This is a genomic window from Paenibacillus sp. FSL H7-0735, assembly GCF_038008505.1.
In the GTDB taxonomy this organism is placed as follows: domain Bacteria; phylum Bacillota; class Bacilli; order Paenibacillales; family Paenibacillaceae; genus Paenibacillus_AQ; species Paenibacillus_AQ odorifer.
This window is the reverse complement of the sequence record NZ_JBBOZH010000002.1, coordinates 190701-202477: the sequence shown is the minus strand read 5'-3', so window position 1 is coordinate 202477 and position 11777 is coordinate 190701. Positions and strand designations below refer to the sequence as shown.

Annotated in this window: 9 protein-coding genes; 8 read left to right on the top strand and 1 reads right to left on the bottom strand. The window is 45.7% G+C overall.

What is annotated here, in order from left to right:
• Positions 1-175 precede the first annotated feature (175 nt).
• The gene (gene cls, locus NSS82_RS28565; RefSeq protein WP_036681607.1) at positions 176-1684 is read left to right on the top strand and encodes a cardiolipin synthase; all 1509 of its coding nucleotides are present in this window, start codon (positions 176-178) and stop codon (positions 1682-1684) included.
• A gap of 50 nt (positions 1685-1734) precedes the next feature.
• Here cls and NSS82_RS28560 read toward each other — a convergent pair whose 3' ends face one another.
• Positions 1735-3270 (bottom strand): phospholipase D family protein, encoded by a 1536-nt coding sequence (locus tag NSS82_RS28560; RefSeq protein WP_076273636.1) that lies wholly within the window; start codon positions 3268-3270, stop codon positions 1735-1737.
• Positions 3271-3553: 283 nt separating this feature from the next.
• Here NSS82_RS28560 and fni point away from each other — a divergent pair, with 283 nt between their 5' ends.
• From fni to NSS82_RS28525, 7 genes are all read left to right on the top strand, one after another.
• A complete protein-coding gene (gene fni, locus NSS82_RS28555) occupies positions 3554-4693 on the top strand; it encodes a type 2 isopentenyl-diphosphate Delta-isomerase (RefSeq protein ID WP_080742651.1) in 1140 nt (379 codons plus the stop codon).
• A 36-nt stretch (positions 4694-4729) separates the two neighbouring features.
• Positions 4730-5200, top strand: a complete 471-nt coding sequence (locus NSS82_RS28550; RefSeq protein ID WP_235219460.1) for a GNAT family N-acetyltransferase — start codon at positions 4730-4732, stop codon at positions 5198-5200.
• Positions 5201-5368: 168 nt separating this feature from the next.
• Positions 5369-6736: a S41 family peptidase gene (locus NSS82_RS28545; RefSeq protein WP_143761345.1), complete on the top strand. Its 1368-nt coding sequence runs from the start codon at positions 5369-5371 to the stop codon at positions 6734-6736.
• Positions 6737-6836: 100 nt separating this feature from the next.
• Entirely contained in the window at positions 6837-7937 is a 1101-nt protein-coding gene (gene ychF / locus NSS82_RS28540; RefSeq protein WP_036681604.1) for a redox-regulated ATPase YchF, read from the top strand.
• A 233-nt stretch (positions 7938-8170) separates the two neighbouring features.
• Positions 8171-9247: a peptide chain release factor 1 gene (gene prfA, locus NSS82_RS28535; protein ID WP_036681601.1), complete on the top strand. Its 1077-nt coding sequence runs from the start codon at positions 8171-8173 to the stop codon at positions 9245-9247.
• Positions 9237-10226 (top strand): peptide chain release factor N(5)-glutamine methyltransferase, encoded by a 990-nt coding sequence (gene prmC, locus NSS82_RS28530; RefSeq protein ID WP_076273637.1) that lies wholly within the window; start codon positions 9237-9239, stop codon positions 10224-10226. The genes prfA and prmC overlap by 11 nt, the downstream gene beginning before the upstream one ends.
• Before the next feature lie 140 nt (positions 10227-10366).
• Positions 10367-11551 (top strand): FtsW/RodA/SpoVE family cell cycle protein, encoded by a 1185-nt coding sequence (locus NSS82_RS28525; RefSeq protein ID WP_341109923.1) that lies wholly within the window; start codon positions 10367-10369, stop codon positions 11549-11551.
• The last annotated feature ends 226 nt before the right edge of the window (positions 11552-11777 follow it).

Here is an 11777-nt window from a genome sequence, read left to right as displayed (position 1 = left end):
CAAAATTATTATATTCCATCCAACCAGGCAATACAAATATCGGAATAGAAGGGTTACAGTTTTGTCGTAAATAGACTTTTGCACAGTAATTAGCTAGGAAGAAAAGGGTTCTTCATGTAATATATAAAATGTGTCAATTTCGTGTTGCTTGTATGAATAAGAAGGTAGGTAGAGTATGAGAAGAGGACTTCAATCTATAATTATCATTGGGGCATTCATAGCATTTTATTATTTTGGTTTCGGCATTTTTGGGAGTACTGCGGGAACGATTATTAGTATCTTCTCCACTCTGACAGTTATTTCGATTAGCTTGGCTATTTTTATGGAGAACCGTAATCCTTCTACAACAATGTCATGGATCTTATTGCTTGCGTTGATCCCGGTGCTGGGACTGGTCTTCTATTTTCTATTTGGGCAAAATGTGTTCAAACGCCGTAAATATGATAAAAAGGCACAAAGAGACCTTATGGCCTACGAAAGAATTGAGAATGACGCTTTACGTACGCACCAAGATTGGTCAGTCTTTGATCCCTCGCGCCAAAAACTGTTGCTGTTATCCAAGACTTTAGCACGTACTCCTATTTCCTTTGCATCAGAAACTCGTATCCTCACTAATGGTGAAGAGACGTTTGGTACGTTATTGTTGGAGCTCCGTCAAGCTAAGCATCACATTCATATGGAGTATTACATCTTCCGGGCGGACCACATTGGAACACGCATTAAACAAATTCTGATCGATAAAGCTCGTGCCGGTGTTGCAGTCAGATTTATGTATGATGCCGTTGGCAGTTTTCAGCTTTCCAAAGCTTTTTTGAAGGAAATGAGTGACGCCGGAGTTCAGGTGGCTTCTTACGGAAATTCAACATCCTTTTTTTCCAGCCGTGTGAATTACCGGAATCACCGTAAAATTGTTGTGATCGACGGAGATGTCGGATTCATGGGTGGTCTCAATGTAGGCGATGAATATTTAAGCCGCAGTAAGACTTATGGATTTTGGCGTGACACACATATGTTGGTTAGAGGCGAAGCGGTACGGACGATGCAAATTATTTTCCTGCAAGATTGGATGCACACTACGGGTGAAAAAATACTGGAGCAAGACTACCTCACTCCACAACTTCGCTTTATGACAGGTGATGGAGCCGTACAGATTATTGCTAGCGGACCGGATAACGAACGTCGTGCGCTCAAAAACATTTTCTTCTCCATGATCACTTCTGCCGAGAAATCGGTGTGGATTGCCAGTCCATATTTTATTCCTGATGAGGACATCTTAACTGCACTGCGTGTAGCCGCTATTTCTGGTTTAGATGTGCGATTGTTATTCCCGGCTAAGCCGGATAAATGGATTCCTTTTCTGGCTTCACATTCTTATTTCCCGGCATTGCTGGAAGCTGGCGTGAAGATTTATGAATATGAAAAGGGATTTATCCACTCTAAGCTGCTTATCGTCGATGGTGAAATAGCAACAATCGGTACGGCCAATATGGATATGCGCAGCTTCCACCTTAACTTTGAAGTGAATGCATTACTGATTCAGACGGAGAGTGTTGCTCGTATTGTGGCTGATTTTGAGCGGGATTTATTATCTACCAGCTTAATTGAGCATGAGGAATTTATGAATAAGCGTATGGTGATCCGTATACTGGAATCTGCTGCTCGACTTATGTCGCCGTTACTATAACCAAAAACCACCGCAGAGGGTGTTGTGCCTCATCTGCGGTGGTTTTTGCTTTAAAAAGTAGTTAAGCCCAAGGTGGTCTGCAACCGGAACAGGATATATTTGAACCAGGTCACTTCGCCCTGATAAGCCTCAAAAGGTAGGGTATACTCATGGTCCTCGTTATTCCACAGTCGATTGAAGTAGGCTTCCATCTGGGCATAAAGAGGCTGATCTTGTTTTACAGATACCCACAGATTATTCTCCAGGTTGTAGTCATCCAGATTGCGTGTCGTGAAATTGGTGGAACCGCCAAGAATGATGGAACTTCCAGTCTGTCTGGCAATGAAAAGCAGCTTCGAGTGATATTGTTCTTTGGTCGTGTTGTACCAGCGAATAGAGATTTTTCCGTTCGTGCGCTTGTTCAGGTTCATGGCAACTGGACGGTTAGGAATGCCGATTTTATCACGGCCGAAGGCGTTCTGATTGGGGTCCAGTATCAATCTTACCGTAGCCCCTCGTTCGGTAGCTTCTACCAATTCATCGAGAATTGCATCATCGGCAAGGTAGAACATACCCATCCAAATGGTGTCACCCTCCTGTGCAGATTGGAGGGCTTGTCTTGCATATTTATATACCTTTCCTTCCGTTAAATAGCGGACTTCCATAGATTCTTCAGAGTGCTGGTCCTTATCCTTGGTGAAATCCGGCTCATAAGTGAGCAATGGCCCTGCATCCGAAAGATTGACCGCGGCCTGTTCCGTCTGGAGAATATCAGCAATAATTGGACCTTGTACTTCCAGAGCGATATTGGAATGATAGGCGCTGGCATCATGGATATTTCCTGAGGAGATTAGAGCGCTATTCTCACTAACAACCACCTTACGGTGGTTAGCTTTTACATTGAGTAGCTTCATATAAGAACGAGCAGTAATATCCGGTCCGCCGCTGGCCATAAGATTCGGAATCCGGCCTTCGCCCGACTGTCCGAACCATTGAATAAAGGTACGCCAGACAGCAGAATAAGCAGGCGTAGAATCGCGTAGATCATTTACATCAGTCATAATCACTTTAATCCCTGCAGCCTTCATCTCTTCCAGGAGATGATTAGGTGCAGAATTGTAATTGGTATTAACCTCATCCGTAATGAAGACGATCTCCATCTCAGGATAAGTAGTTTTTTGTAAAATAAGCTTGTCCGTCAACATTCGACTGACTGGAGGAAATGACTGATCTTTATGGGTATAATCATTGAAAAGAAAGAGGTCAATCACCAAAAATTCATCGGACTCCTCGATAATTTGTAGAATCCTCGAAAGAATCTGACTTTCTTGAGTGCCCGTGGCTGTACCGTCCGAATAGGTTAAGTCGTGCCAGAAGGATACATGATTTGTTTTGTATATGGGGCTTTCAAAGGAAATACCGCTGGGTAGAGGTTTGTGCGTCTGATAAATCATTACGCCGGTTAACCAAAGGAGTAGAATGACGAAAGCCCATAACACCCGTGTACGGCGGCGTGAAGTGGAACGTTTCTTCGTAGTTAAACCGGGAGCGTAGTTTATATCTTTAGGTTTATGGGGGTGAACGGGTTGCTGACGATCTGAATTCATGGAAGTTCCTCCTGAAATTATTGCAGAGCACTTCCTTAGGATTGTGATGCTCCGGTGTATTACCAACCTATTAACACCTAGTGGAGCGAAATGAAGCAGCCCAAATATCCTTAACATTAATAAATAACATTCAGCTAGCTATAATGAGTTTGAACGATTATTACGAAGTTTATGAAATTAATGATTACTAAACCGGAGAATTGTAATCGCTAACCTCATATTGTAAATTCATCTGTAGGGATATGTTATAATAAATCGAGTTTGGGAATAGGAGGAACGCAGCATGAATCATACGCCAGAAGAGGCCGTGCCATATGATGCGACTAGGCAGTCTGGCGCAGATCATGGCAAGGACCTGCCGGCTGTAGAGGCTTCTGACAAAAGATCTTTATTGCCTACATCGAAGACAGGCGAACGCAAAATTGAACATGTACGCCTTTGCCTAAATGAAGAAGTAGGTGGCGTCGGTGTGACTACAGGGTTTGAACATTACAGATTTCAGCATAATGCTCTTCCAGAGCTGAATTTTGACGATATATCATTGCAGACTACGTTTTTGGATCGCAAGCTGCGTACACCGCTGCTCATCAGCTCGATGACAGGTGGCAGCGCAGCTACAGGAGCGATTAACGCCCGGTTGGCCACAGCTGCACAGCGTCGTGGTTGGGCGCTGGGTGTAGGCTCGGTCCGGGCGGCAGTGGAGCGTTCTGAGCTTACGGCGACCTTTTATGTGCGGGATCAAGCACCTGATATTCCGGTTATCGCCAATATTGGTGCTGTACAACTGTCCTATGGTTTTGGGATTGAGGAATGTCGCCGGGCTGTGGATATCGCAGGTGCTGATTTTCTTGTACTGCATCTGAATGGGCTGCAAGAGGTCTTTCAACCGGAAGGGAACACTGGTTTTGCCTCTTTGCTATCCCAGATAGAGAAGGTATGCCGTGCACTTGAAGTCCCTGTAGGTGTGAAAGAAGTAGGCTGGGGCATTGATGGAGATGCAGCTGCACGTCTTTATAATGCAGGTGCGGCTTTTATTGATGTTGCGGGTGCAGGCGGGACATCCTGGAGTCAGGTGGAGAAGTTCCGCAGTGTAGATCCTATACGGCGGGCAGCGGCGGAGGCTTTCGCGGATTGGGGTACTCCAACAGCTGATTGTATCACAGAGGTGCGCGCAGTTTCCCCGCAGGGCGCTTTGATTGGCAGCGGCGGACTAAAACATGGCGTGGATGCAGCGAAAGCACTGGCACTTGGAGCTGATCTGGCAGGCTTTGGCCGCAATCTGTTAGGGCCGGCTGTCGATTCTGAAGAGGCGCTGGATGCTGCATTGGCACAGGTTGAGCTGGAGCTAAAAATAGCAATGTTTGGTATTGGCGCTCCAGATTTAGCAACTTTACGTGGTACTTCCCGTTTAATACGTAAATAGGATGGTAAATATTGAAGCGAGGAAGTGAGTAAGATTATGATTAAACTGGTCCATATGGATGAGTCGGCCTTTCAATTTTTCTTAGGTCAAGCTACCCGGGATTATGCGGAAGATAAGATCAGCGCCGGTGCTTGGGATCCGGAGATCGCGATGAAGCTGTCTGAGGAAGCCATAACACGCTCTTTGCCAAAAGGGCTGCACACAGATGGTGCTTATCTATATTCTATAGTAGAAATAAGCAGTGATGAACAGGTTGGTTATATCTGGTTTAACGTAAGTGAAGGCCGAGGCGGCCGCGAGGCTTTCATTTATGATTTTTATGTTTTTGAACCGTTCCAGAGTAAGGGTTATGGCAAGCAGGCTATGATCGCACTCGATGAAGAAGCCCGGGAGATGAATGTTACCAAAATCGGGTTACACGTCTTCGGCCAGAACAATCGCGCATTTGAGTTATACAAAAAAATGGGATATATCGTAACTGACATCACGATGTCTAAAGATCTATAGTCCATAAGTGTGGGGACCTCGAAAGAGGTCCTTTTTTGTTGTTCTACTGAATTATTATGTAAATAATTGTGATAAATATATTTGATTTAGGATGATTAGGAAAATATGATTAAAAAATAAATTCCTGAAAATGGATTAAGTCATAAAGAGAGAAAAGGGGGGATTAAGGTGAGGCCAAGGACTGTATCGTGGGTGGTTGTTTCTGCAGTAGTATTACTATTACTGGTTAGCTGCAAAAGTGGCGATTTACCAGGAAAGAAGAAATCTGAGTCTGAGCAAGTCCAGGCAAGTCCGGTTGCACCGCTAGCCTCTTCAGCTGTAGTTGAAGAACAATCAGAAATAGCTTTGCCTTCATTGACGGTAGAACAAAGGCTAGAGGATTTTGATTATATGTGGAAGATTATTGAGGAGAACTATCCTTTCTTAGAGGTGAATAAACGTCTCAATGGAGAGGATTGGCTTGCTAAAAAAGAGGAATACCGCAATAAAATAGCAGCCGTGAAATCGGATGATGAGTTTTTGAAACGTATGAGATTTGTCCTTAGCAGATTAAACAATGGGCATACAAATTTTATATCCAAGGAAGAATACCCCTGGTATCTACATACGTATGCTCAGTTAGGTTTTGGTTTTGAGCCTTGGGTCAACGTGTTTCAGCAGCCTAACGTATTGGCCCGTTACAACCAGAAACCTTTAGCGGAGCAGCAAAGCTCTAATGATATCAATAACGATATGCATAATGGTGGAGATGGAGTAGGAGATGTAACAAAAAAGACTTCTGGGAATGTAAAAAAAGTCATTATAGAGCCCGATCGAATCGCTTATCTCGGCATGCAAAGCTTTGACGGGAGTCTCATGGAGATGGACAGCTCCGAGATCCATGATTTTTTAATAGAGGTAAAGGACTATAAGACATTAATATTAGATATCCGCGGAAATGGGGGAGGAAACAGTAATTATTGGAGAATTCATCTTGTCCCTATGTTGATCAATAAACCTATCGAATACAATACATACTTACTTTATACAAGAGGCAAATATGCGGAGACCTTTATGCAAGCACGTCAGATTACAAAGGGGCAACAACCTATTGCTGGCATCAAAGATGAGCAACTGCCCAAGCTGCCAACCGAAGCTTTAAAGATGTTTAAGACATATAGAAAAACAAATGATGTAGTAACCCCTAATAAATCTGTTGGATTTAAAGGGAAAATCTATTTGCTGGTAGATAGCTCTGTGTATTCATCATCGGAAGGTCTTGCAGCCTTTGTAAAAGGCACCGGGTTTGCAACGGTTGTAGGCGGCAGGACAGGTGGGGATGGACTAGGGATCGATCCGCTTGTTGTTGCATTGCCTAATAGCGGTTATCTCTTCAGGTTTTCCTTTGAAATGGGTCTGAATTCTGATGGAAGTTGTAATGAAGAGGTAAAGACTGTGCCTGATGTGGAGGTTGATCCGGATAAATCTAAGCCATTACTGGACCAGCCGGCGATAAAAAAGGTATTAGAGCTTGCGCGTTCGGACACATCTGCTTGACATCCGGTGTTGCTGGCGAATATGTTCTAATATATAATGGTTTAGATCGTATAGCTTATTCGGATGATCAATTTAGCTGAAAATAGGAGTTGTCATATAAATGGCTTTGAAAGCTGGAATCGTCGGTCTTCCTAACGTAGGAAAATCCACATTGTTTAATGCGATAACGCAAGCGGGAGCAGAATCCGCTAACTACCCTTTTTGTACCATTGACCCTAACGTTGGTGTTGTTGAAGTTCCAGACGAACGTCTTGATAAACTGACTGAGCTGGTACAGCCGAACAAGACCGTACCTACTGCTTTTGAATTTGTTGATATTGCTGGTCTCGTGCGTGGTGCCAGTAAAGGAGAAGGACTAGGCAACAAGTTCCTGGCCCATATCCGTGAAGTAGATGCTATCGTGCATGTGGTTCGTTGTTTTGAAGATGAGAACGTTACCCACGTTGATGGAAAGGTAAATCCGATCAGCGACATCCAGACCATTAATCTGGAGTTGATTCTTGCTGATATTGAGAGCATTGAGAAGCGGATTGAGCGTTCCCGTAAGAATATCAAAGGCGGCGACAAGAAATACGCTCAAGAAGTTGAGCTGCTAGAACGCGTCAAAGAAGTGCTCTACGAAGATAAACCTGCACGTAGTATAGAATTGTCTGATGACGAGAAGCTTATTATCCGTGATCTTCATTTGTTAACATTGAAGCCAGTGCTGTATGCGGCGAATGTAAGTGAAGATGAAGTGGCAAGTGCTGAGGACAATCCTTATGTACAGCAAGTTCGCGATTTTGCAGCTACTGAAGGTGCAGAAGTTGTTCCGATCAGTGCTAAGGTAGAAGCAGAAATTGCTGAGCTTGAAGGTGAAGATAAAGCTATGTTCCTGGAAGAGCTGGGACTGGAAGAATCCGGGCTTAACCGGTTGATTAAAGCGGCTTATAAACTGCTTGGCTTGTATACGTATTTCACAGCAGGCGTTCAGGAAGTTCGGGCGTGGACGATTCGTCGCGGCACCAAAGCACCTGGAGCTGCCGGTGTGATTCATACAGATTTCGAACGGGGATTTATCCGTGCTGAAGTAGTGGCTTACGCGGATCTTGTGGCAGCTGGTTCCATGAACGGTGCGAAGGAACGTGGTCAACTGCGTCTTGAAGGTAAAGAATATTTGGTGCAAGACGGCGACGTAATGCATTTCCGTTTTAACGTTTAAGAAGGTTTAAGTGTACGAATGATATAGGGGTCATCTCGAGCAGTGGGAGTTTCTATTGCTGGGATGATCCTTTTTAAAAATATAAGCTTTTTATTAAGGTATTGTGCGTACGGAACTGTAGCCATTTCACAATATCTTTGGTATAATATAAAGTCGTATATCTATTTTTATGACAGTACAAATTTGATGTTATATTTGCGAATTTGAAATTGAATCAGGAGAGGTGAATTCCCTTGTTGGACCGATTGCAATCCCTGGCGGACCGCTATGAGAAGCTCAGTGAACTGCTTTGTGATCCGGATGTTGCAAACGACAGTAAGAAACTGAGGGACTATTCCAAAGAACAATCAGACCTACAGCCTGCATTTGAGGCGTATACTGAATATAAGAGCGTAATGGAAGAGCTTGAAGCTGCTAAGCAGATGCAAGGCGAAAAGCTTGATGATGAGATGAAAGAAATGGTCAAGATGGAAATTGATGACCTTTCCAAACGTCAAGTGGAGCTGGAAGAGAGAATCCGCGTGTTGCTGCTGCCTAAAGACCCGAATGATGATAAGAACGTAATCGTTGAAATTCGTGGTGCAGCGGGTGGAGATGAAGCAGCATTGTTCGCTTCAGATCTTTACCGGATGTACACTCGTTATGCTGATGCACAAGGATGGCGCGTTGAGTTAATGGATGTTAACGCGAGTGATCTTGGTGGATTCAAAGAGGTAATCTTCCTTATTAACGGCCGTGGTGCATACAGTAAGCTGAAATACGAAAGTGGTGCGCATCGCGTACAACGTATCCCAGCGACCGAATCCGGAGGTCGTATTCATACCTCTACTTCTACGGTGTCCGTGATGCCGGAAGCTGAGGCTTTTGAGATCGAGATCCATGATAAAGATATTCGCGTGGATACCTTCTGTTCAAGTGGTGCAGGCGGACAGTCTGTAAATACGACCAAGTCTGCAGTACGTGTAACCCATGTACCTACAGGCATCGTTGCTACCTGTCAGGACGGTAAGTCACAGAACTCCAATAAAGAAAAAGCGCTGCAAGTGCTTCGTGCCCGTATCTCTGATATGAAACGGCAGGAAGAAGAAGCGAAGTATGCTGGTGAACGGAAGAGTAAAGTAGGTACGGGTGACCGTAGTGAGCGCATTCGGACGTATAACTTCCCGCAGAGCCGGGTTACAGACCATCGTATTGGCCTGACACTGCACCGTTTGGAGCAGGTTATGAACGGAGAAATCACTGAAATTATCTCAGCCCTTTCAATCGCTGAACAAGCTGACTTGATGGATAATATGGATAATGGAGAATAATGCTTTGAACGATGGCGTATATGTCATGTCGGAAGTCAAAAGCATCCGGGAAGCCTTTGCGGAGGCTTCTTCTTTTTTGAGCCGGAGCGGCTGCAATGAACCGCAGCGCAGTGCACAATTGCTGCTGGAGCATGTGCTTGGAGTGTCTGGCGCAGCTTATTACATGGCGTTGGCAGATCCTTTTCCAGCAGCGGTTAAGGAAGCATTTGAGGCGGGAGTTACCCGCCGGGGCGCTGGTGAGCCGGTGCAGTATATCATCGGCGAGCAAGAATTTTACGGGCGGCCTTTTGAGGTGACGCCTGACGTGCTTATTCCGCGGCCGGAGACGGAGCTGCTTGTCGAGGCGATTTTACGTTACGGCGCGGAGCTTTGGCCGAACGGCGTTGTAACGCCGGGCGAAGCGGCGCTGGATAGCGCGGGCGGAGATACGGCCCGCAACGGAGGCGGCGCGGGGGACGTGCGCGCCGCAAGACCGCTGACCGCCGTCGACATCGGCGCCGGCAGCGGAGCGATCTCCGTCACGTTGGCGGCGGAAGCGCCGGCGTGGCGGGTCTGCGCCGGCGATATTTCGCCGGCGGCTCTGGCTGTGGCCGAGCGCAACGCTTTGCGCAATGGCACAGCTGTGGACTTTCGGCTCGGCGATCTGCTCGAGCCGTTCACGGGGATGGAGACGGATATTCTCGTCTCCAACCCGCCATACATCCCCGGCGAGGATATCGCCGGGCTGCAGCGTGAGGTGCGCGACCATGAGCCGCGCACTGCGCTGGATGGCGGAGCGGACGGGCTGGACCCGTACCGCCGCATGATGGAGCAGCTAACGCTGCTCCCGGCACCGCCGCGCCTGATCGGCTTTGAGCTTGGCTTCGGTCAAGCTGAGCAAGTCGCTGCACTTCTTGCGGCAGCGGGCCATTGGATCGAGATTATCACCATTAATGATCTGGCTGGAATCCCGCGTCATGTGCTAGGCATAACGAGATAATATTGCCTGCTATGCAGAGGGTTCATTTTGTCCGGGGTAGAGAAATTGTATTTTCAATCCGACTTCCTTTACAATAGAATTTAGCAGGATTTCTTAGGGGATCATAAAGAAAGCCCAGATATAGAGTAGGGAGGCAGAGCGTGCTTCAGAAGATTAAAAAGATTGATGGTGCTATTGTAGTCGTTCTGTTATTACTCATGGCTGTCAGCATCTTCGCCATATATAGCGTTACTCATGGAAGAGAGAAGCTGGACGGACATCATATTCGTATGATGATGTATTATGCTATTGGTTTTGTGGCTTTTATTGGAATGACCTTTTTGGACTACAGAATTTTAGTGAAATATGCGATATATATTTATTTATTTGGGATAGGGATGCTGGTGCTCGTCAGCTTTTTGGGCGAGACCAAAAATAATGCGCAAGGCTGGTTGACCCTGCCTGGGGGTCTGAGTCTGCAGCCTGCTGAGCTGTTCAAGCTGATATTGATTCTTTTTCTGGCGGCCATGCTTGTCCGCAAGAATAAGAGTAAGCTCCTGTTCTGGCGGGATGTCGTGCCACTCGGCCTTCTGACCTTGTTTCCGTTCCTTATTGTCCTTACCCAAAATGATCTTGGGAATGCCTTGTCTTATGTTGTGATTCTTGCGGGTCTATTGTGGATTGGCAATATTAAATACACGCATGCATTAATCGGGTTGGTCATCGTGGCTAGTTCTGCGATTGCGGGAATTATGAGTTATATCCATTATCACGATGAAATTAAAACCTTTCTTACGGATATTGGACGATCTCACTGGATTGAACGTTTTGATCCTTGGCTTGTTCCAGACAAAGCGACAGCCAAAGCCCTTTATCATACTAAAAACGCCAAGCTGGCGATTGCCTCAGGTGGAATGAGTGGCGAAGGCTATATGAACGGCAGCTCTGTTCAGACTGATCGGGTGCCATATACGTATTCAGATTCTATCTTTGTGCAGATTGCTGAAGAATTTGGGTTTGTAGGTTCTGCGTTTGTGTTGCTGCTGTACTTTATTTTGATTCACCGGATGATTCTGATTGCGCTGGAGTCTAGGGATAGAGCTGGCCCGTTCCTGATTGTCGGCGTTGTCGCGATGATGTTGTATCAGATTTTTGAGAATATCGGCGCATTTATCGGCTTGATGCCTTTGACTGGTATTACGCTACCTTTCATCAGCTTCGGGGGTACATCACTGCTCATCAATATGGCCAGCATCGGGCTGGTAATGAGTGTGCGCCTGCACGGGCAAGAAGTAGAAGAAGATTTTCCTAAACCTACTCCTTATGCAGCTGCCAAACAGGTGTAACCACGAAATAAAATAGAACCGTCAGGTCCTTATTGTTTAATAGGGGGCTGGCGGTTCTTTTTGATGGAGGACGGCTTCGTCGGATTGGTGTAATACGTAATACGGACCGTTTCAGGTAAGCTGGCTGGAAGTAATTCGTATTCGTATTCGTATTTGTATTTGTATTTGTATCCTGACTCGGACTCAGATGCCCTTATATTCGAATATTAACTACTTATTGGATAGT